Here is a 26,119-nt window from a genome sequence, read left to right on the forward strand (position 1 = left end):
CCCAAAAGAAAAACGCCCCGCAGGGCGTTTTCCAGAACCTCGGGACAGCAAGGAGCTCGCGCTCCCCCGCCGACAACACCCGATCAGAACTTGTGGCGGATACCGACGCGGAATGCCAGCTGGTTGTCCGCACCCGTGCCCGACGTGTTGAAGTAGCTCGTGCTCGAACCGATCTGCGCTTGCAGATCTTGCGTGCCGTTGTGGCCTGCTGCGATCTGGTAGATACCCAGTGCATACACGTCCGTACGCTTGCTCAGTGCGTAGTCGATGCTCAGGTCAGCCTGGTTCCAGTGGCCCGTGTTGGCATTGCTCAGGTGCATGTACGTGTAGCCTGCGCCTGCCGTCAGGGCCGGCGTGAACGCGTACTTCGCGCCCGCTTCGTATGCAGCGAACGTCGTCGTACCGCCCGAGATCGGCTCGAAGCGCGTGTTCGTGTACAACGCCCACAGCGTAGCTGCACCGATCGAGTAGCGGCCGCCGACGCCGAACGTGCGCAGATCGCGGACGTTGCCCGTCGACACGTTGGCGATGGTCGTCGAGAACGCCGGCGTCGATTGGCTCGGGTAACGGATGTCCGTGTACGCCGCGCCGATACCGAACGGGCCGTTCGCGTAGTTCAAGCCGAAGCTGTATGCACGCGACGAACCTGCGACCGGTGCTGCGGTCGTGCCGCTTGCCGGCGAGCCGGCAAATGCGCCAGCCTGGTTCGAGAAGCCATACATCATGCCGAAGGTCAGGCCCGAGAAATTCGCGCTGCTGAACTTGACCGAGTTGTTGATGCGGCTCGACGTCAACTGGTCGACGTCGTTGATGTGGTAAGCGTAGTTACCCGCGACGGTTTGGCCACCGGTCGAGTAGTTGCCGCCCAGGTAGTCCGTCGAAAACGAGTACTGGCGACCGAACGTCAGCGAGCCGATGTCGTTCTTCGACAGACCGACATACGCTTGACGGCCGAACAGCGCGCCGCCCTGGCCGAGCGTGCCGTTGCCGCTGTTAAAACCGTTTTCCAACACGAACAGTGCCTTCAGGCCGCCACCGAGGTCTTCGGTGCCGCGCAGGCCCCAACGGCTGCCTTGAGCAACGCCGTCGTCGTACTTGAAGAGCTTGTCGTGGCTGGTGCCCGACTTGGAGTTGTTCACGTAGCTGATACCGGCATCGATCAGGCCATAGAGCGTGACGCTGCTTTGCGCGTGGGCGGCGCTGGCGAAGACGGCGAGAGTAGCGGCGGTCAATACTTTCTTATTCAAGGCAATTCTCCGATTAAAAATTAAGCGATCGCGACGCCGGCTCTCCGGCGAGGTCGTGCGATGGGGCGAAATTTAAGGGAACGCAGAGTAAGGTATGTGACAGCTTCAGTTATTTTTATCGTCTGTCGCGCCGGCGCGACATTCACATAGCTTCGCTAACAGAAATCGCTCATATAGCCCGCGTATAAGCTTTTTCCATTCCGTGCGGATATGCGTATGAAAAATGATTGGTTTTGGGGCGCCGCGGCGGCATGCGACGATGCGCCCCTATCAATCAGAATCGCTTGTGGGGGAACGTATGCAACGCCGGACAATCATTCAAAACCTGCTGGTTATGGCCGCCGTTTCGTTGGCGGCAACGTTTGCGCACGCGGACGACAAACAACTCAGGATTGGCACGATGAGCGGTCCGGATGCACAGATCTGGTCGGTGGTGACCAAGGTGGCGGCGCGCGAAGGACTGAACGTCAAGGTCATCGAATTCAACGACTACGTGCAGCCGAATGCCGCGCTGGACGCCGGCGACCTCGACGCCAACGGATTCCAGCATCAGCCGTTTCTCGACAGCCAGATCAAACAGCGCGGCTACAAGATCGTCAACGTCGGTCTGACCTATGTGTCGCCGATGGGCTTCTACTCGAAGAAGCTCAAGTCGCTGAAGGACTTGGCCGATGGGGCGAAGGTCGGCATCCAGAACGATCCGTCGAACGGCAACCGTGCGTTGCTGCTGTTGCAGAAGTACGGCGTGCTCAAGCTGAAGCCCGGCGTCGGCACGAACGGTGTCAATGCGACGCCGCTCGACGTCGCCGAAAATCCGAAGAAGATCAAGCTGGTCGAGCTCGATGCCGCGCAATTGCCGCGCGCGCTCGACGATCTCGACGCCGCGTCGATCAATACCGACTACGCGGTCAAGGCCGGCCTGCAACCGACCAAAGACGCCATCGCGATCGAAGCCTCAAAGGTCCGTACGCGAACCTGATCGCCGTGCGTGCGCAGGATCGCGATAAGCCGTGGGTCAAGAAGCTGGTCGCGGCCTATGAATCGGACGAGGTGCGCAAATACATCGATACGCAATTCAAAGGCGCGATCATTCCGGCGTTCTGAACGATCGGGTCGATTCTGACTTGACCGCCGCCGCATGAATGCAAATCGCCCGCTACTCGGGCGGGCGATTTGCTTTATAGCCAAAGACTTGCAGGGCAGCGGCCGAGCCGCGGGCCGGGTTGCCGGTTAATTGCTCAACAGCGAACCGCTTCTGAACGCCTTCGCGCCGGCAATGCGCGCGAACTCCAGCCCAGCCGTCGCAAAGCGCGTCAGATGCCGTGCGTACAGCACGCCGGCCACGCTGCTCTTCAGCGTCACCACGCGATCGGTCAGTGGATCGACGATATCCGCGATCTCATGACCCACGTCGACCCAGGTGCCGACATCGCAGCGGTACACCAGCACGCCGCTGATCGGCGCGACGAGCGGTTCGGCGCCGGCCAGCGGCGTCGCGGCGAATTCGAGCGCCGGCAGCGGCGCGGGCGTGCCGTCGATCACGCCGCGCGACGTCAGGTACTCGATGATCGCTTGTGCGTCATGGTCGGCGTACTCGTACGACACCTCGCGCTGGCCGCGCAGTTCGATCGTCACCGAAATCGAGCCGTTCGGAATCGGGAAGCGGTCGCCGTAACGGCCGCGCAGATCCGACCAGCAGAAGCTGTGGATTTCGTCGAACGGATTGCCCACCGAATTCAGCGCGAGCAGCGACGCCTTGGCGTCCAGATAGCAGGCGAGCGGCTCGACTTCCGGCCACAGATCGGGGTTCGTGTAGAGGTGCATCGCGGCTTCCCAGTCGCAATGCAGATCGAGCACGACGTCGGCGTCGTAAGACAGCTTTTGCAGCGCCAGGCGTTGCGATTCGAGTTCGGTTTCCGGCTTTTGCTCGTCGAGCGCCTCGCGCATCGCCGCGCGGATCGCGAGGCGATTGGCGTCGATGTCCCCGGTCAGGCGCGCCTCGATGCCCGGCTGCACCAGCGCCGCCAGTTCGTAGAAGTTGCGGTTGAAGTTCTGCGCGGTATTCGTCTCGAAGCGGCCGCTCAGGTGACCGAGAAAGTGCTGATTCAGGCCGATAGGATTTGCCACCGGCACGATCACGACCTCGCCGCGCACCTTGCCGGCGGCTTCCAGCGCCGCGAGCTTGCGGCGCAACGCCCACGACACCAGCATGCCGGGCAACTCGTCGGCATGCAGCGACGACTGGATGTAAATCTTCTGCCCGCCGCCGGGGCCGTAGTGAAAACTCGTCAGGTTGCGGGCGGTGCCGAGCGTCGGGGCAATCAGCGGATGGGTTTGGGTTTGCATGGTTTTCAAAGTGCGCCGGCGAGTGATGCGTGCCGCGCTATGTCGTTGATTACAAGGGAAAGAGTAATTCGTGGTCAGTCTACGGCGGGCCGTCGCGCGGCGCCTCGATCGCACGATCTTAGCCGATATGGTGCGGCACGTGGTTTTGCGCGGCGTTCTGTGGATCGCCGTGCAAACGAAACGGGCCCCGCGTGTGGCGGGGCCCGTCTTCATTACGCTTCCCGTCGGCGCGCTGTCAGGCACGCCGTACTGGATTAGCTGCCGTACACGTCGAAGTCGAAGTACTTCTTCTCGAGCTTCTTGTACGTACCGTCCTTGATGATGTCGGCGATGGCCTTGTCGACCTTCGTCTTCAGATCGGTGTCTTCCTTGCGCATGCCGATGCCTGCACCGTTGCCGAGGATCTTCGGATCGTCCAGATCCTTGCCGACGAAGTCGAAGCCTGCGCCGCGCGGCGTCTTCAGGAAGCCGATCTCAGCTTGCACCGCGTCTTGCAGTGCGGCATCCAGACGGCCCGACAGCAAGTCGGCGTAGACCTGATCCTGGTTCTGATACGGCACGACCTTCGTGCCCTTCGCTTCCCAGTATGTCTTCGCGTAGGTTTCCTGGATCGTGCCTTGCTCGACGCCCACCGTCTTGCCCTTGAGCGAATCAGCCGTCGGCAGGATGCCCGAACCCTTCTTCGCCACGAGGCGCGTCGGCGTGTTGAACAGCTTCGCCGAGAAAGCGATCTGCTCAGCGCGTTGCGGCGTCATCGACATTGACGACAGCACGCCGTCGAACTTCTTCGCCTTCAGTGCCGGGATCATGCCGTCGAAGTCGTTTTCGACCCAAACGCATTTGGCTTTCAGGCGTGCGCAGATTTCATTGCCGAGGTCGATGTCGAAACCAACGAGCTTGCCGTCCGAGCCCTTCGATTCAAACGGGGGGTAGCTGGCGTCAACGCCGAAACGGATAGTCGACCAATCTTTAGCGTGTGCGCCAATCGAGACGGTGGCAAGCAGAGCAACCGTCAAAGCCGCTAGCAGTTTTTTCACTGTTTAACTCCTCGGTGTAGTTCAAATACTCCCACATGCGGTTGTGCCGCGGCGGGACGCCCGGCGCGACTCACGACCGGACTTGGGTTTAAGCTGCCGGCCGGGGCGGCCAGCAGCGCGCGCCAAGCTTATCAGGTCAAAAAGATTGGGTAGTTAGTGAAACACCGGATAGCGGGCGAGAATAGCTTCTAAAGCCTGAATATGGTGGAGATTTGACGGCGCCGCCGATGCACGCCGCAACGCGGTTATGCATCATTTACTGTCTTGTAAAGACGCTGTAAAGAAGTTGGCTAATGCTTGGATTCGAAGCGAATTGCGGCGTCGACTTTCGGCGTCTTTAACCTTGCCGATCAGCATGCTGTAAAAACCGCCCGATTCCTTACCGGGCGAATTCGCGAGTTCTGGGCTGAGGGCGCCACATCAGGCGGGCTAGAGAGCGCGCTGAACGCTCCGATTTGGTTAAAGATCTCGCGAGACCGCCCGTTATACATAAGGCGAGCGCGTTTAGTGCATCTTGCCAGCAGCCTGTTTCTGTCGACCCCGGCGAGGCCCGACCAAAAACGCGCTTCTTGGCGCTATGATCAACGCGTTGCGCGCATACCGCACGGCGTAAGCAATATCTGTCTGAACAAAGTCATCGAGCACCGCGCCGGCAGGCGAATGCCGTGCGGCTGTGGACTCTGGTCGTTACGGCATCCTGCCGAATGGTGTTGATTGAATGCACACGATTTGGAGGGCAGATGAAATGCGTTGCGGCATCCCATCCTTCTGGCGGCGAATCGCATCCGGTGCAAGACGCTCGAAGCCATCGCGCAACGGCGCTTTTCCCGGTTTTTTGACACTGCTGCCAAGCGTTGTTTTCTGCGCTAGCCTGTTGTCGGCGGCGCCGGTCGCCGCTGGCGAGAAGGTCCTGCGTGTGCTGGCATGGCCGGGGTACGCGGACAGCGACGTGGTCAAAGCTTTCGAAGCGCGTTTCCACACGAAGGTGGAAGTCACGCTGGTCGATTCCGACGAGGCCCTATGGGACCAGATGCACGCCCAAGGCGCGCCGCGTTTCGACGTGCTGGCAGCCAACACCGCCGAAATCCAGCGCTATACCCGTGCGAATCTGCTGGCGCCGCTCGATCTGGCCAGTCTGCCCAATACCAGAAGACAATTGCCGCGTTTTCAGGCGCGGTCGTCGATCGCAGGACTGACCGCGGCAGGCAAGGTGTACGCCATTCCATTCACGTATTCGTCGATGGGGCTGATTTATGATCGCAAGCAGATCGCCGTTGCGCCGCGCTCGATGCGCGAATTATGGAACCCGCGCTACCGCGGCAAGGTCCTCGACTTCAACAGTGCCCAGCATAATTTCTCGTTCACCGCGCTGGCACTGGGTTATGCCCATCCCTTTCAGCTCGATGCCGCGCAGATGCGCCTGATCGCTCACAAGCTGGTCGAGTTGCGCCGCAATCTGCTGACGTATTACACGCTGCCGGAAGAGGCGACCGCGTTCTTCATCCAACATAAGGTGGCCTTGATGTTCGGCAACTATGGCACCCAGCAGGTCGCTTTGCTGCGCCGCGCCGGCGCGGACGTGGGTTATGTGATTCCCGACGAAGGGGTGCTCGCGTGGCTCGACTGCTGGGCGATGACGAGTTCGGCGGCCGATCGTCCGCTCGCGCTCGCGTGGATCAATTACATGCTCGAACCGGACGTGAGCGAATTGTTGACGCAGCGCCAGGGGCTCGCCAACACGTTGACGGCGCCTGCGGAAAACAGCGACTACGCGCACATCGTCTGGATCGGTCCGGTGGAGGATATCCAGCGACGCGAGGAGCTGTGGAGCAAAATCGTGTCGGGAGACCGGTCGGAGCGCTTTTGATCATGCACCGAGGTCTCACTTTCAAGTTATCGGTGCTGCTTGCGTGCATCGGCGTGCTTGCGTCTGGAGCGACCGGCTATTACGCGTATCGTGCCAATCGCACGATGCTGGTGAACGAAGCCGAACGCAGCCTGCTGACCTCGACGGAACTGTTGGGTCAGCGCCTTTCAGTGGAGATCGGCGACGCCGCCGCCGACGCACAGGTGCTCGGCGGCATGCCGTCCGCGGCCGCCGTCGCGCAGTTCGACAGCGGTCTCGGCGCAAATGAACCGCGCGAAAGGCTGGCGCAGGTATTCGCCAGTTTCATGGCTCACCACCCCGAGTATTTGCAGATCCGTCTGATCGCCCGTCAGCACTACGGGCTGGAATTGATCCGTTTCGATCGCGATGCCAACCGCGCGGTGCGAGTCGCGGGGAGCGCCTTGCAGGAGAAAGGCCAGTTTGCGTACGTGTTCGATACGCTGGCGCTGGCACCGGGCCGCATCTATACCTCGCCGATCACGATCAATCGCGAGTACGGCGCGCATTCCGCCGAAGGCAAACCGACGCTGCGGCTCGGCACGCCGGTGGCGAACGCAAGCGGCGCGGTGGTGGGCGTCGTGGTCCTCGACATCGACCTCGCCGGACTGCTCAAGCGTTTGCAGAGCGATCTGCCAAGCGACTACCAGGTCTATCTCGCCAACGAGTGGGGCGATTTCCTGGTCCATCCCGATGCCTCGCAAACATTCGGCTTCGACAAGGGGCGGCGCGTCTTCATGCAGGACAGCTTTGCCGCCACCAGGCCGCTCTTCGAGCAGTCCAGCAGCGAAGTACGTCTGAACGGCCTCACGCTGCCGGGGCAGGCTGCGGGTCAGGTGCTCGCCTTCGTTCGCAGACCGTTCGGCGTGTCAGAAGGCAACCGCTTCATCGTACTGGGCCTTTCCAAGCCGCTTGCCGACGTACTATCCGGCGCCAACCTGCTGGGCGATCGGATCATTCGCATGGTGTTGGTCTCGAGCACGTTGGCGATTTTCCTCGCGATCCTGTTTGCTCGCGCGTTGACCAAACCTTTGCATATTCTGGCGTACGCCGCGACCCATCTGTTCGCCGGGCACGCGATGGAAACGCTGCCGCTCAAACGTACCGACGAAATCGGCGTACTGGCGCGCTGCTTCGATCGTCTGCGCCGCGAAATCAAGTCGCAAATGGATGTGCTGCATAACAAGCAACATGAACTCGTTCATCTCGCCACGCACGATGGGTTGACCGGCCTGCCCAACCGCGCGTTGTTCATGCAGAAGCTCGAGGCGGCGATCGAAGAGGCGACGAGGCGTGGCGAACGGCTTGCCGTGCTGTTCGTCGATCTGGACCGCTTCAAGCAGATTAACGACCAGTACGGTCATTCCGTCGGCGACAAGGTGCTCGTTGGGGTGGCGCGGCGTCTGAGGGATGGGCCGGCCGCAGCAGACGTCGTGGCGCGCCTGGGCGGCGACGAGTTCATCGTGCTGCTCGAAGGCTCGCGTTCTGCCGACGCGGCGCAAAAGATCGCGGCGCGGATCATGGACACGTTGAATGAGGAACTGGTGATCGACGAACACTGTATGACGGTGGGCGCCAGCATCGGCATCAGTCAGTTTCCGGTCGATAGCGCGACGGCCGAGGAGTTGCTGCTCAACGCCGACGCCGCAATGTACGCGGCCAAATCCGGTGGACGTTGTGCGTATCTGAGCTACCGGGACCTGCTTGACGCGCAAAAGCTCGAGCAGGAGCGAGGCATGCAGGAGGACGCGGAAGGCAGCGGGCCGAGTCTGCTGCCGGAAGCGCCGGTTTGACGCGGTGAGCCGTGCTAAGCGTGCTAAGCGTGCTAAGCGTGCTAAGCGTGCTGAGCGTGCTAAGTCCGGCGGTCCGGATGCCCGCGGCAAGGGCGGTGTTCATTGCGACGCGGCTATCGCCCCTCGTGCGCCGTTTTCATGGAGCAATTGCAATGCGTCATGAAGGGTTGTTGTGAAGAGCGGCAGCGCGGCAAGCTTCTCCGGAAATACTTCGCGCACGGACAGTAACGCGGCAAGCAGCGCCTGCGGTTCGCCACGCGCCGACGCTGCGAGTGCCTTCAATCTATCGCCAAGCGGATCGCTGATTTCATAATGCGTGCCGTCGTCCGCATGGCCACGCAAAAACATCATCCATGCCGCGATCGCCAGTGCCAGGCGCGTGAACGGCTGGCCCGCCTCGATCCTGGCGGCAATCGTGCCGAGCAGGCGCGGCGGAATCTTCTGACTGCCGTCCATCGCAATCTGCGCGCAGCGATGTTTGAGTGCCGGGTTCGCGTAACGCTCGAGCAATGCATCCCGATAGGCGAGCAGGTCGAATGAGGCGGGCACGCTCAGCGTCGGCGCGATTTCGTGCGTCATCATCGCGTGAATGAGATTGCGCATGCCGGGGTCGGCGATCGCCGCGTCGATGGTGTCGAAGCCGCCTAGCATCGACAGATAGGCGAGCGTCGAATGCGTGCCGTTCAGCATGCGCAGCTTCGCCAGTTCGAACGGCGTGACGTCGTCGACGAGTTGCGCGCCGACCGCGTCCCACGCGGGACGTCCCCCCGGAAAACGGTCTTCGATAACCCATTGCCGGAACGGCTCGCACGGCACCGGCGCGGCGTCCTGATAGCCGAGTGCGGCGGCGGCCGAAGCGCGTTCGTCATCGGTGGTAGCCGGCACGATGCGGTCGACCATTGTGGATGGAAACGCGACCTCGGCGGCGATCCAGTCGGCCAATGAAGGATCGAGTTGCCGGGCGAACGAACAGACCACCTGACGCAATGCAGCACCGTTATGCGCAAGGTTGTCGCACGACAGCACGGTGAATGGTTTGCCGTCCGCGATGTCCGCAATACCCGAATTGTCGCGCCGCTCGCGCAACGCGGCCACGAGAATGCCCGGCACCGTGCGCGGCGAGAGCGGGTGCGCCAGATCGTGCGCGACGGCGGCGTCGTCTAGCGCGACCTCGCCGGTTTTGGGGTCGCGGCAATAACCTTTTTCAGTCACCGTCAGAGAAACTATTCGCACCAGCGGATCGGCGAGGCGCGCGAACAGCGCTGCGAGATCGTGCGGCATGGCCAGCACTTCTCGCAGTGCGCGCACGACGGTCACCATCGCGCCGTCCGGCCCGCGCTCCACCACGCTGTATAGACCTTGCTGTTCCATGAGCGCGTCGCGCTTGCCGACGTCGCCTTGCAGCGTCACGCCGCAAATGCCCCAGTCGCCACCCGCGGCAAGCATGGCTTCTTCCGTATAAAGCGCCTGATGCGCGCGATGAAAATTGCCGATGCCCAGATGAACGATGCCGATGCGCGGCTCGCGCCACTGCGCAGATAACAGGTGGGTTTCCAGCATGGGCAATGCTTGACGGCTGAGGCGAGGCAGGGCGGCGGCAGATGTCATGAGATGGAATCCAGGTAGCTGAAACAGCTCTAAAAACGTCGTCGAAATAGTATCGATTAGCGGGAAAACAGCGGGAAAACCCTGATTTGACGCCTTGATATACTTGTATGGTAGCATCGTTCGAACGGCGTGAGTGATGCATGACATACGTGTTTTCGCACCTCGGCCACTGCTCGAAACCACCACGAAAAGCTGCAAGTTGCGTGCCGCATGTCGCGGTCTGCAATTCGCCTCTGCAAGGAAGCTGTCATGAAGATCGTTCGCGCCGATGTGATCGTCACGTGCCCGGGCCGCAATTTCGTCACGCTGAAAATCGTCACTGACGAAGGCGTGCACGGCATCGGCGATGCAACGCTGAACGGCCGCGAGCTCGCGGTCGCGTCGTATCTGAAAGACCACGTGTGTCCGCTCCTGATCGGCCGCGATCCGGGCCGTATCGAAGACACCTGGCAATATCTGTACAAAGGCGCGTACTGGCGCCGCGGGCCGGTCACGATGACGGCGATCGCCGCGGTCGATATGGCGCTGTGGGACATTCTCGGCAAGGTGACGGGTATGCCGCTGTACAAGCTGCTCGGCGGTGCGTCGCGCGACGGCGTGATGGTGTACGGCCATGCCACCGGCCGTGACATTCCCGAAGCGCTCGATCGCTACGCCGAGCACATCGAGGCCGGATACCGGGCCATTCGCATTCAATGCGGCGTGCCGAATATGCGTTCGGTGTACGGCGTGTCGAAAGGCAGTGGCATGTACGAGCCGGCCACCAAGGGCGCGGTCGAAGAACAGAGCTGGTCGTCGGAAAAGTATCTCGACTTCGCGCCGAAACTATTCGAAGCGGTGCGCGACAAATTCGGCTTCGACACGCATTTGCTGCATGACGTCCACCATCGTTTGACGCCGATCGAAGCGGCGCGCCTCGGCAAGTCGGTCGAGCCGTATCGGCTCTTCTGGATGGAAGACCCGACGCCTGCCGAAAACCAGGCCGGCTTCCGGCTGATCCGCGAGCATACGGTTACGCCGATCGCCGTCGGCGAAGTCTTCAACAGCATCTGGGATTGCAAACAGTTGATCGAGGAGCAGTTGATCGACTACATCCGCGCGACCTTGACGCACGCGGGCGGCATTACGCATCTGCGGCGTATCGCCGATTTCGCTTCGCTGTACCAGGTACGCACCGGTTGCCACGGCCCATCCGATCTGTCGCCGGTGTGCATGGGCGCGGCGCTGCACTTCGATCTGTGGGTGCCGAACTTCGGCGTGCAGGAGTACATGGGCTTTCCTGCCGAAGCGCTCGAGGTATTCCCGCATGCATGGCGTTTCGACAACGGGATGATGCATCCCGGCGACGCGCCGGGCCACGGCGTCGATATCGACGAAGCGGCTGCCGCGCGCTATCCGTACGACCCGGCCTATCTGCCGGTCGCACGTCTCGAAGATGGGACGCTTTGGAACTGGTGAGCGGGTAGTGCAGCAGACACGTCCGCGCCAACCTTCTCGTCATCTTCTTCTTCCATCGCGCAGCACTGAGCGCGCGACTATTGCCCTACCGGAGTTCACCATGCTGGCAGCCGTCCTTCACGAACCCAAACTGATTCGCATCGACGAAGTCGATCCGCCCGAACCCGGCCCAGGCCAGGTACGAGTGCGCGTGCGCGCCGGCGGCATTTGCGGCTCCGATCTCTCGTACTACTTCAAAGGCAAGAGCGGCGATTTTGCGGTGCGCGAGCCGTTCGTGCTCGGGCACGAAGTGGCTGGCGAGATCGATTCGCTCGGCACGGGCGTGAGCGCGGAAACGAGCCTGACGCCCGGGCAGCGCGTCGCCGTCAATCCGGGGCTGGCGTGCGGGACGTGCCGCTTTTGCATCGGCGGCATGCCGAATCACTGTCTCAACATGCGCTTCATGGGCAGCGCTTCGACGTTTCCGCATACGCAAGGCATGTTCCGTCAGTACATCGTCGTTGCGGCGCGGCAGTGCGTGCCGGTGCCGAATGGTGTCGATTTCGCTCAGGCGTCGATGGCCGAACCACTTGCCGTCGCGTTGCACGCGGTGAAGCAGGCCGGCTCGCTGGTCGGCGCGAGCGTCCTGCTGGTGGGCTGCGGGCCGATCGGCTGCATTCTGCTGACGGTCGCGCGCCGTGCGGGCGCGCATCGCACGGTTGCGCTCGATCTGTCGAGCCGCGCGTTGCAGGTTGCCTGGCAACTCGGCGCGGATCAGGTCGTGAACGCCGCCGATCGCGCCACGATCGATCAATGGTCCGCGCAGCGCGGCACCTTCGACGTCGTCATTGAAGCGTCGGGCAGTCCCGCCGGTCTCGACACGGCGTTGCGCTCGGCGCGTGCGGGCGGCACAGTGATCCAGGTGGGCAATCTGCCGGCCGGCCAATCGCCGGTGGCGGCCAATCTCGTGATGGCCAAGGAACTCCGCTACCAGGGCTCGTTCCGTTTCACCGACGAATATGCGATCGCCGCCGATGAAATCGCCTCGGGCAAGGTCGATTTGCGCCCGCTGATGACGCATGCGTTCGCGATGAACGAAGCGAACCACGCATTCGAAGTGGCGCTCGACCGCTCGCAGTCGATGAAGGTGCATCTGAACTTCGACTAAGCACTGACCGTTACCAGGGCGTCGCATCCGCCGCGCCTCCACAATTCATTCAAGCGCCCGTCAAGAGGCGAACCGAAGGAGACATTCGATGATCAAGAGCCAACGCTGGTTTGTCGTCGCGCTGTTGTTTCTGGCAGGCGTGATCAATTATCTCGACCGCTCGGCGCTGTCGATCGCCGCGCCGCTGATCCAGAAAGACCTGCACTTCTCGCATGCGCAGATGGGCATCGTGTTCAGCAGTTTTTTCGTCGGCTATGCGCTGTTCAATTTTGTCGGCGGCGTGCTCTCGGATAAGGTCGGCGCGAAGCGGGTGTTCGGCACCGCGATGGGCGTCTGGTCGATTTTCTGCGGCGCGACCGCGTTGGCGACCGGCATCGGTTCGCTGATCGTGCTGCGCGTGTTGTTCGGCATGGGCGAAGGTCCGTTCAGTTCGTCGAACAGCAAGATGGTCAATAACTGGTTCCCACGCAAGGAAGTCGCGAGCGCGATCGGCGTGATCAGTTCGGGCACGCCGCTCGGCGGCGCGCTGGCAGGCCCGGTGGTCGGCTTTATGGCGGTGCAGTTCGGCTGGCGCTGGGCCTTTGTCGCGATCATGATGCTGGGGCTCGTGTGGCTCGTATTGTGGGCGGCGACGACCACCGAACATCCGCACGAGAATTCGCGCGTGACGCCTGACGAGATCGAACTCATCCGTGCGGGCCAGGCCGATGAACATGCCATTGCTCACTCCGCCGATGGCGAACGGCTCGGCCTGGGCCACTTTTTGCGCAAGCCGATCATTCTGGCGACCGCCTTTGCGTTCTTCTCATATAACTACGTGTTGTTCTTTTTCCTGTCGTGGTTTCCGACCTACCTGACCGAAGCGCATCACCTGAGCTTGCACGACATGAGTTTCGCGACGGTGATTCCATGGGTGCTCGGCAGCATCGGGCTTGCGGCAGGCGGCTTCATCTCGGACCTCATCTTGCGTTTGACCGGCAAGCCGCTGCTGTCGCGCAAGATCGTGCTCAGCACATGTCTCGGCACGGCGGCGGTGTGCGTTGCGTTGGCCGGCCGCGTCGCCAGCATGCAGGGCGCGGTCGCGCTGATGTCGGTGTCGATCTTCTTCCTGTATGTGACGGGCGCGGTCTACTGGGCCGTGATTCAGGATACCGTGCCGCGCGAACACGTGGGCGGCGTCGGCGGCTTCGTGCACTTGCTGGCGAATCTGGCCGGCGTGATCGGGCCCGCGGTGACCGGCTTCATCGTCGAGGCGACGCACGGCGCTTACGGCAGTGCGTTCGTGCTGGCGGGCGGGGTCGCGGTGCTCGGCGCGGTGTGTTCGCTGGTATGGATTCGCGAGCCGGGCGCCAGCGCGCTGCGGATGAAACGTGCATGGTAGTATGGTGCGACGCGCCTGCATTGGTTTGTCGCGCGTGTCGTCTTCCTCGTATTTCATCCGCTGTTCTGCCTGATGCCGAATAAAAACCTCCGCGCTGCCGAGTCGTCTTTCTCCGCCGATGCGGCGCTCGCTGCACCTCGCACGCGACGTCGTGCGAGCTTCCAGGCCGGCCCTCGCGTTGCGCTCCCGGATCTCGCTGCCGACGTCTCGTTCGATTCCCACGAGCCGATCGGCAAACAGATTTTCCGCGCATTGCGCCAGGCGATTTTCGCCGGTCAGTTGGTGCCGGGCACGCCGCTCTCGGAGAAGGAAGTGTCCGACATGTTTCAGGTGTCGCGGCAGCCGGTGCGCGAAGCGTTCATCAAACTGGTCGAAGCGGGCGTGCTGCAGGTATTGCCACAGCGCGGCACCTTCGTTAAACGCATATCGCCGCGTCAGGTGCGTGAAGGCCGCTTCATTCGCGAGGCGATCGAGACCGCGGTAGTCCGCAAGGCAGCCGTGTCGATCACCGACGAACAGTTGCAGGCGCTCGCCGACAATCTGCGCGATCAGAAGCTCGCGGCGAAATCGAACGACACTGCCGCGTTCCTCGCGCTCGACGAGGCGTTTCACTATGCGATTGCGCAAGCCATCGACTGCACGGCGGCATGGGACACGATTCAGGACATCAAGGCGCAGATGGATCGAGTGCGTTATTTGAGCTTGCCCGACGTGTCGCCGCTCGATCTGCTGATCAAGCAGCACGCAAAAATTCTGGCAGGCCTGCGCGCGCACGATCCGAGCGCCGCTGAAGAAGCGATGCGCAACCATCTGCGCGAGATTCTGGTGTCGCTCGTTCCGATTGCCGAGCGCAACCCGGCGTGGTTCGAAGCGGACGAGCCGGAGCGCGTGCCGCTGTCGACCTGACGCGCTTCGATAAGCAGCCAGCACGCCTTCAGTCTCGCAGGCGGCCTGAGAACCTCGCCGCCTGACCGACTGCTCCCCGATTCATCCATCCCGGCCGCTTGTCGAAACCGTTTTTTCGACAGCCAATCATCAGACGATTTCACAACCGAAACCACGAGGCAACTTTGCTTCGAACGGTGCTTCGCCGAGCGCCGAAGCAATCGTTTGCGCGGATCTTGAGGTAACTCTTTTTGATTTTCGCGGGTGTCTTTTACGCCTATCAACTTTCTCCGCCAGCCTGCCGAAAACCTCGATATAGCAATGAGACTGACAGGAGATTCGTGTGAAGCGACAGGTGTGGTTTGCGGTAGCTTTTCTCGCGTTGGCCGGATGCGCACAGATGCCCCCGTCGACTGCCACGCGCCCGGACAAGGCACCAAACGAGGTCATCAGTTTCGAGATTCCGCCGGACGCGCTCGGCGCGCGCGACCCGCAGCTCACCGTCGTGCTCGCCAAAGCAGGTGCACTGGCTGCCGCGCAGAAGCAGTCCACAGTCGTTCTCGTCACGGCGTTGGGTCAGGACTTTGCGTACCTGAATCAGGCTGTCTGGAAGGGCGTGCCGGCCCAGCGGATGACAAAGGTGAGCTTCGAGAATCGGACCGCGGGCCTCGGTCAGCCGTATAGCGTGTCGATCAGGACGGTTCAATGAAGGAGGCCATCGTGATGGTCCGGATAACTTTACTGGCGGTGGCAACGCTTCTGGGCGCGCCGGCCTTCGCGGGGCAGCCGGGCGCCGACCTGCAGTCGGCGAGCGCTTTTCCCGCTGCGGCGGACAAGGTTTATCCGCCGTTGCCGACGCTGGCGATGCTGCCACCGTCGAGCGGCGACGATGACGACGTGCCGGTGAAGCCGACGCTGCATCGAAAGAAGCCGCGTGCACCGGTACACGTTCAGGAGATCAAGCCGCCTCCGATCCCGGTCGCACGGCTCGTCGTATCCGACGCCTCGCATGCTTACCTCGAATCCGTGCAACGGCAGATCGACCAGGCGTCGATCAAGTAAACCGGCCGGCGACCCGGAGCTCACTACTCTTTAACGCTATCAACGGGAAGGATGAATCATGTCCTTGAAAATCTGCCTCGCTGCGCTCGCATGCTTTTTGGCGTGCGGTTCGGCGCACGCAGCCGACGATTGCTTTAATCAGGCGGCGGCTTATCAGGGCGTCAACCCGTGGGTGTTGCGCGCCGTTGCGTGGTACGAATCGAAGGGGGACCCGAGCGCAATCCGGCAGAACGCGAACGGTTCGATCGACGTCGGTCAGTTGCAGATCAATTCGATTCATTTCGGCGACCTTAAGCGCGAAGGCGTACCGCATCGCGCGCTGACCGACCCGTGCGTCAACGTCTACGTGGCCGCCTGGCTGCTGAAACAGAAGATGGTGAAGCACGGCAATACCTGGCGCGCGATCGGCGCCTATCATTCGGAAACGCCGAAGCGGCGCGACGCCTATGCACGCGGCATTCAGAAGGTACTGGTCGCATGGGGGCAGTTGCCGTCCGACCGCTAGACATGCCCAGCAGCCCAGCACGAGCGGACCATCCGCACCGGGCATCAAAGCCGGCATGATGTGAACCGCGCACCGCCGTCACGTATCGTTACGCACTGTCACGCGCCGTCACGAAAACGCAGCTTTGATCGAATATCATGAGGCACCCGAGGGCCTCGATTTCACGCGCGACGCAGCGCCATGCATGCCGCGTCGTGCGGAGAACGGCGCCTTGCTAACCGCGCCTGCTGAGGCCTCCCCGTGATCGGATCACATACGCGTAAAGCGGCGGTGCTGGTGGCGCTTGCCGGTATCGGCCTTGCCATCGGCGCGCCTTTTGTCCTCAATTCACAAGCCGCGCTCGCTGGGCTGCGCGACATCTCCTTGTACGTCTTCGTCGCGCTTGTCGCGAGTGCCGCGGTCAGCGCGATGGCCAAGGCCGGCAAGCTGCATCTGATGCAAACCGCACTCGGCTTTCGCGTGAGTTTCCTGCGCACGTTCGCCATCACCCTGGCCACCGATTTCGCATTTCTGGCCTCCCCGCTGGGCGCGGCAGGCTATGGGGTCAACATCGGTTTGCTGCAGCGCGCCGGCGCATCCTGGTCGCTGGCGACAACGGTCGTCAGCGCGGATCAGGCGCTCGACCTGGCGTTTTTCGCGACCGCTGTGCCGATTTCCCTTCTGTTTGCATTCGGGCCGCTCACGCAAGTGATCCCAGGCGCGAGTGCGCCTATCGTGTTCGGCGTGCTGGCCGTCGGTGCGTTTGTAGCGGGCGTCTTCTGGTTCAACCGTCAGCGTGTGGCGGTGGCATTGGATGCCACCGGCCGGCGGGTTCGTTGGCTGAACGAGCGTCGAGCGCGGTTGAGCCGGTTTTGCCGCAGCGTTCGCGGGCAATGGCTGGAACTGGTCGCCGTGCCCAAGTGGCGGCTTGCCGCATTGTTACTGCTGACGACGCTGCAATGGCTGCTTCGCTATGGCGCCATCTGGTTTATCTTGCGCGAACTCGGCTACCGCCTGCCGTTGGGTTTCGTTCTGGCCGTGCAGGCGGTTGCCCTGCATGCCGCGCTGTGGACCGGCGTGCCTGCGGGCGGCGGCACTGGCGATATCGCGCTGGCTGCCGCGTTCGCGAGCTGGGTGCCCCGTGCGAGCATCGCGACGGCACTGGTGCAGTGGCGCTTCGCGACGCTTTACTGTCCGCTGATGCTGGGCGCGGCGGGTTTCGTTGCGCTTGCAACGAGGGGCAGTACGCTCCCCGCGGCCGAATGAGCCCCGAACGTCAAAGCAAACGGAACGGCGCGGCGAATGCGCTTCACCGCGAGTTATCGGGCGCCTTTCTGATACGCGCCGAAAAACGCGCCCGTGGGCCGTGGTCGATGCGTAAGCAAAGCAGTTGAAAGGTCTGTGAAATCAGTGCGAGCGGATAAACCACCTTCAGGAGGTCCGCGATCATGCGCCATTCCGCACGGATGCCCTTCCAGTAGCCGAGTTTCTCGGTCTTGCGAGCCTGCGTGACGTGCGGCCAGTGAGTAACCGCGATGGGCAGGCGGCGCTCGATGATCCGGCGGTTCATGAACACCTCGACGCCGAAGCGTGGCAAGCCATGAACCTCCTGCAGCACTTCGCCCAGCAGCGTTTTTTTGACCACCCGTTCGCCGGAAACGAAATCGAGGCCGATGGCGCGAAACGCCAACAGGCTGTTCTGGCGCAAGCTCAGGCTCACTTGTGCGTTGCCTTGCAAAACGGGCAGGGCGAGCGCACTGATGTACTCGGCCGTCAGACCCTTCAAATCGGCATCCAGCAGCATGATCAACTCGCCTTGCGCGGCAGCGATCCCGGCCGCCATGGCGGCGCTTTTACCGCGGTTTTCGCCGCACCGGATCAACTGTACCGGCGTGAAGCGCTCGACGACCTCGGCGGTGCCGTCGGTCGAACCGTCGTCCACCACGATGACTTCACCGAACAAAGGGTGCGCGGCGGCCACGGCCAGCACGCTGCCGATGCGGGGCGCTTCGTTGTAAGCACAGATGACGCAGGAAATTCGTGGGGGACGGCGCAGTGGGGAACGAACAGTCATTGGCTAGGCCGTTACGAAGAGGGAGGTGCCTCGCTGGACGCGCTGGGCGCGTTGGGTAGCGGTCCAACCGTCACTGCCCGCGCCCAACGAGGCTTGAAAGCATCTTCAAACGATTCGCGCTCCGGCCCGATAAGTCGCGCGCGGCACCGGCAGCGTGTCGAGCATCGTCACACGTACGAAGTCGCCACGCAAGCCCGGCGCGATCGCGCCGCGGTCGTATAGACCGGCCGTGCGAGCCGGCTCGGCCGAAACGGTCGCCATGGCGCGCGGCAAACTCCAGCCGGCCTTGTTGACCAGTTCGAACACGGCGGTCAGCAAACTGGACGGCACGTAATCCGACGACAGGATATCGAGCAGGTCCGCTTTGGCCAGTTCGAGCGCGGACACGTTGCCCGAATGCGAACCGCCGCGCACGATATTCGGCGCGCCCATGATGGTCGAGATGCCGTGCTCGCGCGCGGTCTCGGCGGCGATGCGCGTGGTCGGAAATTCGGCCAGCACAATGCCCTCGGCCTTGGCTTGCTCGACGTGCTCGATCAGCGTGTCGTCGTGGCTCGCGACCGGAATGCCGAGCCGGTTGCAACGTGCGACGATCTCGCGGCGGTGCACGTCGGCGTAACGTTCCTGCTCGACGGACAGTTCGGCCAGTGCGGTAGCCACATGTTCGTCGCTCAGCTTGCCGTTGCGTTCCTGAAAGCGGCGCCATTGATCGCGATCGTGCCATTGACGCTGACCGGGCGTGTGGTCCATCACCGAGGCAAGCCGCAACAACGGATGCGCGCACAACGAGTCGAATACCTCCACTACGTCGGCGGTCGCGATTTCGCAGCGCAGATGCAGGAAGTGTTCGGCGCGCAGCAAGTTGCGCTCGGAGAAGCGCGTGAGCGCTTCGGCGCATTGGGTTTGCAAATCGCGGCCACGTAAGCCGACATTCGAGCGCGAACCGATCGCAAGCGCATCGAAAACCGTGGTGATGCCGGCCGCGGCCACTTGCGCGTCGTGGATCACGAAGGCGGCATCGGTGTTCCATTGGACGCCCGGACGCGGCGCGAGATGCTTTTCGAGGTTGTCCGTGTGCAGTTCGATCAGGCCCGGCAACAGATAGTCGCCGTCCCAATCTTCTGCTTCGCGTGCCGATGTCGTGCCGCGCTCGACGTCGCGAATCGCGCCGTCTTCGATGCGGATCACGCCGGTGAATACTTCGTCTCGCGTCACGATGCGAGCGTTTCTGATCAACATCGACTTGCTCCGTAGTCAGTCAGACTTGAGTGTTTTAGCTCAGTGCCTAGTGTAGTGCCGTTTCGTGTCGCTTCGTGCCGGCTAGTGGCGCAGCGGCGGCTGGAGTTCGAGACGACGTGTCGCAACCTTGTGGCGCGTATCTTCGTCGTGAAAGATACCGACGATCGCCGCGCCACGCTCGCGCGCTTCGACGATCAGATCGGCGACCACGTCACGATTTTCCGCATCGAGCGAGGCGGTCGGTTCGTCGAGCAGCAACACCGGATGCCCGGCGATCAAGCCGCGGGCAATGTTCACGCGTTGCTGCTCGCCACCGGAAAAGGTGGCAGGCGCCAGCGTCCACAGCCGTTCGGGCACATTGAGCCGGGCCAGCAGCGCGGCGGCGCGCGCACGGGCTTCATCTTCCGCCACGCCGCGCGACACCAGCGGCTCGGCTACGAGCGTGAGCGTCGGTACTCGTGGAATCACGCGCAGAAACTGGCTGACATAGCCCACTACGCTGCGGCGCAGACGCAACACGTCGCGCGGCTCGGCGCCGGTGATCGAGACCGGTTGCCCATCATCCGCGCCATCACGAATGGCGATGGAACCCGCGCTCGCGAGGTAATTGCCATACAGACACCGCAGCAACGTGCTCTTGCCCGCGCCGGACGGCCCGACCAGCACCACGCACTCGCCGCGTTCGACGTCGAGCGAAACATCGGCGAGCGCTTCGATTTGCACGCCGCCCTGGCCGTGCAGTGTGAAGGTCTTGCCGATATTGGACGCGCGCAGCATCAGCGCGGCGTTGTCGATGAACGCGCGATCGGCCGCGCGTGATTCAATGCTTGTTTGGATGGATCGCATTGTGAGCCTCAAACCGGCAGGACCGAGGAAACCAGCGTTTGCGTGTACGGATGCTGCGGATCGTCGAGCACCTGATCGGTCAGACCCGCCTCGACCACCACGCCGCCTTGCATAACCATCAGGCGATGCGCGAGCAAGCGCGCCACGCCGATATCGTGCGTGACGATCAGCACCGACAGATGCAGTGTGGACGTCAACGTGCGCAGCAGATCGAGCAGGCGCGCTTGCACCGATACGTCGAGACCGGCGGTCGGCTCGTCCATGAAGACGAGGCGCGGGCCCGTGACGAGATTGCGCGCGATCTGCAAACGCTGTTGCATTCCGCCGGAAAACGCCGACGGATATTCGTCGATACGGGTGGAATCCAACTCGACGCGCTCCATCCATTGCGTCGCCGTGTGGCGAATGTTGCCGTAATGACGCGCGCCGATCGCCATCAGGGGTTCGCCGATATTCGCGCCGGCAGAAACGCCGCTGCGCAGGCCGTCGCGCGGATTCTGCTGCACGAAGCCCCACTCGGTGCGCATCAGCAGGCGCCGGCGCGGCTCGGACAAGGCCAGCAGATCGAGCATCTCGCCATGCGTCGCCGCGTAATGCAGCGAGCCGCTGTCGGCTTCGGTCTTCAACGCGAGCGTATTCAACAGCGTGGTTTTGCCCGAGCCGGATTCGCCGACGATGCACAACACCTCGCCCGGATAGAGATCGAAGCTGACATTCGTGCAGCCGTTGCGGCCGCCGAATTGTTTGGTGAGCGAACGGGCGCTCAACAGCGGCGTCATGCTGTCTCTCCTTTGCGCGGTTCGTCCTGATCGCCGCGGCGTTCGTGGCAGTAGTCGCTATCGGAGCAAACGAACATCCGCTTGCCCGCATCGTCGACGATCATTTCGTCGAGGAAGCTCTTCGTCGATCCGCACAGCGCACAGGCGTGCTGCCACTTCTGTATCTCGAACGGATGATCGTCGAAGTCGAGACTGCGTACCGGCGTGTACGGCGGAATCGCGTAAATGCGGCGCTCGCGGCCGGCGCCGAACAATTGCAGCGCGGGGTTCATGTGCATCTTCGGATTGTCGAACTTCGGAATCGGCGACGGCGAACTCAGATAGCGGTTGTTGACGATCACCGGGTAGTCGTAGGTGGTGGCGATACTGCCGTGATGGACGATATCCTCGTATAGCTTCACGCTGATCAAACCGTAGTCGGCCAGCGCGTGCATCTTCTTGCATTCGACGACGCGCGGTTCCAGTTTGAACAACGGCTCGGGCATCGGCACCTGGTAGACAAGAATCTGCTTGTCGGTGAGCGGCTTTTCTGGAATCCGGTGACGTGTCTGGATGATCGTCGCCTCCGCCGTGCGCTGCGTGGTCGCCACGCCGGCAGTGCGGGCGAAAAAGCGGCGGATATTGACCGCGTTGGTCGTTTCGTCGGAGCCCTGATCGATCACTTTCAGCGTATCGCGCTTGCCGATGATCGCTGCGGTGACCTGAATGCCGCCGGTGCCCCAGCCGAACGGCAACGGCATTTCACGCGAGGCGAACGGCACCTGATAGCCAGGTACGGCGACGGCTTTGAGCAACGCGCGGCGGAGCATGCGCTTGGTCTGCTCATCGAGGTAAGCGAAGTTGTAGCCGTCCGCGGCGCTGTCGAGTGAGGTATCGGGCGCGTTCATGCGGCTTGCTCCTGCGTCTGAGCCTGGTCCTGAGCCTGGTCCTCGTTCGGCGCGCCGTGCTGCGCACGCAGGCGCCGAACGAGTTCGAGTTCGGACTGGAAGTCGACGTAGTGGGGCAATTTCAGATGCTGGACAAAGCCGGACGCTTCGACGTTATCGCTGTGCGACAGCATGAATTCGATGTCCTGGGTCGGCGACCCGAGCGTTTCACCGAGTTCTTCGGCGCGCAAGGCGCGGTCCACCAATGCCATTGCCATCGCTTTGCGCTCCGAGTGGCCGAACGCGAGACCGTAGCCTTGCGTGAACGTCGGCGGCACCTCGCCGCTGCCGGCAAACTGGTTGATCATCTGGCATTCGGTGATATCGATATCGCCGATTTCCACGGCTTCGCCCAGTTCGTCGAGTTCCATTTCAACGGCTATCGTGCCGAAGCGGATCTCGCCGGCAAACGGGTGCGAGTGTGCGTAGCCGCGCTGCGTGGCATAACCCATCGCGAGCAGAAAACCTTCGTCGCCGCGCGCGAGATTCTGCAGACGCGTTGAGCGGCTCGCGGGAAAGGCGAGCGGTTCGCGCGACAGATCGCCGGGTTCCCGCGCATCCGGCGTGGGGCGTTCCTGTTCGATCAGACCTTCGCTGTCGAGCAGCGTGACGACACGCGGCATGGGTTCGGCTTCGGGCGGCGCGGCCTGAATGGCGGATGCCGGCGCGGCCGCATCGGTTTTAGTGCCGCCTTCAGTGTCACCGTCAGCCAGCAACGCGAAATCCAGCAGACGCTGCGTGTAATCGTAAGTCGCGCCGAGCAATTGACCGCCGGGCACGTCCTTGAACGTCGCGGAAATACGGCGCGCGACCTGCATGGCTTCCGTATCGATTGCCTGCGTGTAGCCGAAACGCGGCAACGTAGTGCGATACGCGCGCAGCAGAAAGATCGCCTCGACCAGATCGCCGGCGGCCTGCTTGATTGCCAGCGCGGCCAGTTCTTCGTCGTAGACCGAGCCTTCAGTCATGACTCGCGCGACGGCGAGGCGCAATTGCTCGCGAATCTGCGCGACGCTGAGTTCGGCGAGCCGCGTATCGCCGCGGCGCGCCTTGTCGAGCAGACGCCACGACGCCTCGATCGCACGTTCTCCACCTTTGACGGCAACGTACATCAGTTCACCTTTGCTTTGGTTGTGCGCGGCAGACCGATCAGCGTGCTGCCGCAGACGAGATAGCAATCGATGCCGCACGGAAAGAGCGGCGCGAGGGCGGCGCGTTCGCGCCAGAAATGCTCGGGCAGGCCGACCGGCGCGATCGTCGCGGTGTGTTGGATGCCAGGGCCGCTCAGCACGACCGGCGTGCCGCCCGTGAGCGCTTCCACGCGGATCAGCAGCGTCACCGATTGTTCGGGCGATTCCGCTTCGCCAAGCGCAAAGCTTTCCAGCGACGGTAGTGCGCCTGTGTCGTGGATATAGGCGAAGGCAGCTTGCGCCGGTTCATCGACGAGCGGCGCGCCGGTATGAAAGCGCAGCGCCGAAGCCAGGGCCGCATCAGGTTGCGCGAGCCAAACGGGCGTGGCGTAGTCGCATAGCGTGAGCAGCGCGGCGAATGCGGCGAGCTCCGCGCGGGTTGCCCGCACCTCCGGCAAGCCGTTCTCGACGACGCCGACTGTGCCCGGTCGCGACAGCGCGTCGAGCAGGGTGCGGAATACCGCCTGGGTGTTGTGGACCGGGTCGGCGAAACCCGGCGTTAACCTGGACAATGCACTTTGCGAGTTTTCCATCAGTCGCCCCGGACCATCGTGAAGAATTCGACGCGTGTCGACGCGGCGTCATGGCGGTGTTCAACGCGTTTGGCGGCCTGCTGTGCTGCAAACGGCTCGATTAACTGTTGATGCAGCGCGGCGCGATGCTCAGGCATTTGCAGCAGCGCGTCTGCTAGCGCAGCGAGTTCGGCGCGGCGGCGGTCGCGGCCCAGATGACAGGCGACGCCAACCGCGGCTTGAGTATCACCGGTACTGCGCAACCGCAAGGTGGCGCGCGTCACGGTGGCTTCGCCGAGATTGAACGGGTCGCCGGTGCCGCCGACGCGGCCGCGCACCATCGCGAGGCCGATTTCGGGTGGCCTGAGCCAGTCGTAAACAGGGGCCGGGATGCCTTGCAGCGCGCGTTCAAGCGCGGCTTCGAGATCGGCGCGCGGCGTGCGCGCAAGCACGGCCATCCATGCGCGCCGCATGGCGGAGGAAGGCGAGGCGGAGGTGGCACTCATCGAGACTCCTGTCGGCCTGAGTTAGCGCTTTAGCGCTTACTCAGGCCCCATGCAAGATAATTGCGGTTGATCCAGCGAGCAGACATTTGACCATCTATTCGTCTAAACGTCTAGACGTTTAGAGGTAGACTTGTTGCGTGTTGTCGCACGCGGCCGCCATTTCACATTTCCATCACGGCTTGCGCACTACAATGCACGATAGAGCGAATATTTGAACCCAAGGGAATGACAGCACCATGACATCGAACGACAACGCGACGCCGGGCACGCTGCTCGAACGCGGCGCGGGCGTTGCCGTGTGGCGGCAGATCGAGCAGATTCTTGCCGCGGAAATCGCGGCGAGCGGTTTTGGCGAGGAGGGCCGCTTGCCCAGCGAAGGCGAACTGGCCAAGCGCTTCGACGTGAACCGGCATACCGTGCGCCGGGCGATGCTGGGTCTCGCCGCGCTCGGTCTTGTCAGCGTCGAACAGGGACGCGGCACCTTCGTGCAGCCCGGTGCCATCGACTATTCAATCGGCCGCCGCACACGTTTTACTGAAAACTTGCGGCAGCAGCATCATGCGGCAGCGGGCACGATGCTGTCGGCCGCGCGCGTGAAGGCCGAGCCGAGTGTCGCGAAGGCGCTCGGCCTGCGGGCGGGTGCGTCGGTCTATCGGATCGAATCGCTGCACGAGTCGGACGGCGTGCCGCTCACGTTCGCGCGCAACTGGTATCCGGCGGTGCGTTTCGCGGATCTGCCAGAGGTGCTGGAGCGCACCGGCAGCATCACGAAGTCGATGGCGAAATTCGGCGTGACCGATTACTTGCGCAAGTGGAGCCGCATCGGCAGCGTATTGCCTGAGCCGGAAGTGGCGCGGCGTTTGAATATCAACCGGCAGCAGCCGGTGCTGTGGGTCGAGAACGTCGATGTCGATCTGGAGGGCACGCCGATCAAGTACGGCTTCACGCATTTTGCCGCTGACCGTGTGCAACTGCTCGTGGAGCACGACGTATGAGCGGCGCCGTCTGGGGCGCTGATGCACGTTTCGCGGTGTACTACGCGCCTTCGCGCGATTCGGCATGGTGGCGGGCGGGATCGCAGTGGTTGGGCCGCGATGCGGAAAGCGGCGAGGAGTGCGTGCCGCCGCAACCGGAAGGCGTGACGCGGCCATTGGCGGATTTGACCGAGGCGCCACGTCGCTATGGATGGCATGGCACATTGGTTGCGCCGTTTCGTCTGGCCGACGGGGTGACTCAGCACGACGTGCTGCAAACGGCGCGTGAATGGGCGCACTCGCAAGCCGCGTTCATGTTGCCGGTAGGAGCCGCGACGCTCGGCGATTTCGTCGCGCTGCGTCCCGCGGATCAGGATGGCGAAGCGAACATCGGTGCCGTCGCCGCAAGCGCGTTGCGGTCGCTCGATGCACTGCGCGCCAGGCCGTCCGCTACCGATCTCGCCCGCCGTCTTGCCGCGCCGCTGAGCGAACGGCAGCGCGCGCTACTGGTCGAATGGGGTTATCCGTACGTCTTCGACGAATTCCGTTTTCACATGACGCTATCCAATTCGCTGGCCGATGCCGATGAGCGTGCGATGCTGGTCGCATGGTGGCGGGCGCAAACGCCCAGGCTCGGGCCGCTCGCAATCGACCACGCGGCGCTCTTTGTCGAGCCTGCGCCCAGCGCGCCGTTCGTGTTGTGGCAACGTGTGCCGTTTCAGAACCGTGAGGTGAATTAA

At 62.8% G+C, this 26,119-nt stretch carries 25 protein-coding genes and 1 pseudogene; 13 read left to right on the plus strand and 13 right to left on the minus strand.

Annotated features, from left to right (window positions below):
* Positions 1–83: 83 nt before the first annotated feature.
* The gene (locus WN982_RS26355) at positions 84–1,247 is read right to left on the minus strand and encodes a porin (RefSeq protein WP_341318547.1); all 1,164 of its coding nucleotides are present in this window, start codon (positions 1,245–1,247) and stop codon (positions 84–86) included.
* A gap of 298 nt (positions 1,248–1,545) precedes the next feature.
* Here WN982_RS26355 and WN982_RS26360 point away from each other — a divergent pair.
* Positions 1,546–2,351 (plus strand): annotated as a pseudogene (locus WN982_RS26360) (MetQ/NlpA family ABC transporter substrate-binding protein).
* A 126-nt stretch (positions 2,352–2,477) separates the two neighbouring features.
* On the opposite strand, the gene WN982_RS26365 reads toward WN982_RS26360, so the two are convergent.
* From WN982_RS26365 to WN982_RS26375, 3 genes are all read right to left on the minus strand, one after another.
* Positions 2,478–3,593: a succinylglutamate desuccinylase/aspartoacylase family protein gene (locus WN982_RS26365; RefSeq protein WP_341318548.1), complete on the minus strand. Its 1,116-nt coding sequence runs from the start codon at positions 3,591–3,593 to the stop codon at positions 2,478–2,480.
* A gap of 254 nt (positions 3,594–3,847) precedes the next feature.
* Positions 3,848–4,630, minus strand: a complete 783-nt coding sequence (locus WN982_RS26370) for an ABC transporter substrate-binding protein (protein ID WP_341318549.1) — start codon at positions 4,628–4,630, stop codon at positions 3,848–3,850.
* Positions 4,631–5,317: 687 nt separating this feature from the next.
* Entirely contained in the window at positions 5,318–5,587 is a 270-nt protein-coding gene (locus tag WN982_RS26375; protein ID WP_341319604.1) for a hypothetical protein, read from the minus strand.
* Between WN982_RS26375 and WN982_RS26380 the strand changes: the two genes are divergently transcribed.
* Both WN982_RS26380 and WN982_RS26385 read left to right on the plus strand, forming a co-directional pair.
* Positions 5,547–6,497, plus strand: a complete 951-nt coding sequence (locus WN982_RS26380) for an extracellular solute-binding protein (protein WP_341319429.1) — start codon at positions 5,547–5,549, stop codon at positions 6,495–6,497. The genes WN982_RS26375 and WN982_RS26380 overlap by 41 nt on opposite strands.
* A complete protein-coding gene (locus WN982_RS26385; protein WP_341319430.1) occupies positions 6,497–8,308 on the plus strand; it encodes a diguanylate cyclase in 1,812 nt (603 codons plus the stop codon). The genes WN982_RS26380 and WN982_RS26385 overlap by 1 nt, the downstream gene beginning before the upstream one ends.
* Positions 8,309–8,407: 99 nt before the next feature.
* Here WN982_RS26385 and WN982_RS26390 read toward each other — a convergent pair whose 3' ends face one another.
* Positions 8,408–9,916, minus strand: a complete 1,509-nt coding sequence (locus tag WN982_RS26390) for a mannitol dehydrogenase family protein (protein WP_341318550.1) — start codon at positions 9,914–9,916, stop codon at positions 8,408–8,410.
* A gap of 249 nt (positions 9,917–10,165) precedes the next feature.
* Here WN982_RS26390 and manD point away from each other — a divergent pair, with 249 nt between their 5' ends.
* From manD to WN982_RS26430, 8 genes are all read left to right on the plus strand, one after another.
* Complete coding sequence (gene manD, locus WN982_RS26395) at positions 10,166–11,374, plus strand: D-mannonate dehydratase ManD (RefSeq protein WP_341318551.1); 1,209 nt, start codon at positions 10,166–10,168, stop codon at positions 11,372–11,374.
* A gap of 100 nt (positions 11,375–11,474) precedes the next feature.
* Entirely contained in the window at positions 11,475–12,521 is a 1,047-nt protein-coding gene (locus tag WN982_RS26400; protein WP_341318552.1) for an L-idonate 5-dehydrogenase, read from the plus strand.
* 88 nt (positions 12,522–12,609) lie between these two features.
* Positions 12,610–13,902 (plus strand): MFS transporter, encoded by a 1,293-nt coding sequence (locus WN982_RS26405; protein WP_341318553.1) that lies wholly within the window; start codon positions 12,610–12,612, stop codon positions 13,900–13,902.
* A 72-nt stretch (positions 13,903–13,974) separates the two neighbouring features.
* On the plus strand, positions 13,975–14,808 hold the full coding sequence (locus WN982_RS26410) for a GntR family transcriptional regulator (RefSeq protein ID WP_341318554.1): 834 nt from the start codon (positions 13,975–13,977) through the stop codon (positions 14,806–14,808).
* A 379-nt stretch (positions 14,809–15,187) separates the two neighbouring features.
* Entirely contained in the window at positions 15,188–15,496 is a 309-nt protein-coding gene (locus WN982_RS26415; RefSeq protein WP_341319431.1) for a hypothetical protein, read from the plus strand.
* Positions 15,493–15,849 carry a hypothetical protein gene (locus WN982_RS26420; protein WP_341318555.1) on the plus strand — a complete coding sequence of 119 codons (357 nt, stop codon included), beginning with the start codon at positions 15,493–15,495 and terminating at the stop codon, positions 15,847–15,849. The genes WN982_RS26415 and WN982_RS26420 overlap by 4 nt, the downstream gene beginning before the upstream one ends.
* Before the next feature lie 58 nt (positions 15,850–15,907).
* Positions 15,908–16,354, plus strand: a complete 447-nt coding sequence (locus tag WN982_RS26425) for a lytic transglycosylase domain-containing protein (RefSeq protein ID WP_341318556.1) — start codon at positions 15,908–15,910, stop codon at positions 16,352–16,354.
* Positions 16,355–16,594: 240 nt separating this feature from the next.
* The gene (locus tag WN982_RS26430) at positions 16,595–17,599 is read left to right on the plus strand and encodes a lysylphosphatidylglycerol synthase transmembrane domain-containing protein (protein WP_341318557.1); all 1,005 of its coding nucleotides are present in this window, start codon (positions 16,595–16,597) and stop codon (positions 17,597–17,599) included.
* Between the two features lie 43 nt (positions 17,600–17,642).
* Here WN982_RS26430 and WN982_RS26435 read toward each other — a convergent pair whose 3' ends face one another.
* The 8 genes from WN982_RS26435 to phnG all read right to left on the minus strand — a co-directional run bounded on the left by WN982_RS26435 (position 17,643) and on the right by phnG (position 24,405).
* Positions 17,643–18,323, minus strand: a complete 681-nt coding sequence (locus tag WN982_RS26435) for a glycosyltransferase family 2 protein (RefSeq protein WP_341318558.1) — start codon at positions 18,321–18,323, stop codon at positions 17,643–17,645.
* A 189-nt stretch (positions 18,324–18,512) separates the two neighbouring features.
* The gene (locus WN982_RS26440; RefSeq protein WP_341318559.1) at positions 18,513–19,646 is read right to left on the minus strand and encodes an alpha-D-ribose 1-methylphosphonate 5-triphosphate diphosphatase; all 1,134 of its coding nucleotides are present in this window, start codon (positions 19,644–19,646) and stop codon (positions 18,513–18,515) included.
* Positions 19,647–19,727: 81 nt separating this feature from the next.
* Positions 19,728–20,492 carry a phosphonate C-P lyase system protein PhnL gene (gene phnL / locus WN982_RS26445; RefSeq protein ID WP_341318560.1) on the minus strand — a complete coding sequence of 255 codons (765 nt, stop codon included), beginning with the start codon at positions 20,490–20,492 and terminating at the stop codon, positions 19,728–19,730.
* A gap of 8 nt (positions 20,493–20,500) precedes the next feature.
* Positions 20,501–21,271: a phosphonate C-P lyase system protein PhnK gene (gene phnK, locus WN982_RS26450; RefSeq protein ID WP_341318561.1), complete on the minus strand. Its 771-nt coding sequence runs from the start codon at positions 21,269–21,271 to the stop codon at positions 20,501–20,503.
* Entirely contained in the window at positions 21,268–22,158 is an 891-nt protein-coding gene (locus tag WN982_RS26455) for an alpha-D-ribose 1-methylphosphonate 5-phosphate C-P-lyase PhnJ (RefSeq protein ID WP_341318562.1), read from the minus strand. The genes phnK and WN982_RS26455 overlap by 4 nt, the downstream gene beginning before the upstream one ends.
* On the minus strand, positions 22,155–23,309 hold the full coding sequence (locus WN982_RS26460; protein WP_341318563.1) for a carbon-phosphorus lyase complex subunit PhnI: 1,155 nt from the start codon (positions 23,307–23,309) through the stop codon (positions 22,155–22,157). Before WN982_RS26460 ends, WN982_RS26455 begins: the two co-directional genes overlap by 4 nt.
* Positions 23,309–23,920 carry a phosphonate C-P lyase system protein PhnH gene (gene phnH / locus WN982_RS26465; protein ID WP_341318564.1) on the minus strand — a complete coding sequence of 204 codons (612 nt, stop codon included), beginning with the start codon at positions 23,918–23,920 and terminating at the stop codon, positions 23,309–23,311. Before phnH ends, WN982_RS26460 begins: the two co-directional genes overlap by 1 nt.
* Positions 23,920–24,405, minus strand: coding sequence for a phosphonate C-P lyase system protein PhnG (gene phnG / locus WN982_RS26470; RefSeq protein WP_341318565.1), 486 nt, complete (start codon positions 24,403–24,405; stop codon positions 23,920–23,922). The genes phnH and phnG overlap by 1 nt, the downstream gene beginning before the upstream one ends.
* Before the next feature lie 236 nt (positions 24,406–24,641).
* On the opposite strand from phnG, the gene phnF reads away from it, so the two are divergent.
* Entirely contained in the window at positions 24,642–25,400 is a 759-nt protein-coding gene (gene phnF / locus WN982_RS26475; RefSeq protein ID WP_341318566.1) for a phosphonate metabolism transcriptional regulator PhnF, read from the plus strand.
* Entirely contained in the window at positions 25,397–26,119 is a 723-nt protein-coding gene (locus tag WN982_RS26480) for a DUF1045 domain-containing protein (protein ID WP_341318567.1), read from the plus strand. Before phnF ends, WN982_RS26480 begins: the two co-directional genes overlap by 4 nt.

This window comes from Paraburkholderia sp. IMGN_8, assembly GCF_038050405.1.
GTDB lineage: Bacteria > Pseudomonadota > Gammaproteobacteria > Burkholderiales > Burkholderiaceae > Paraburkholderia.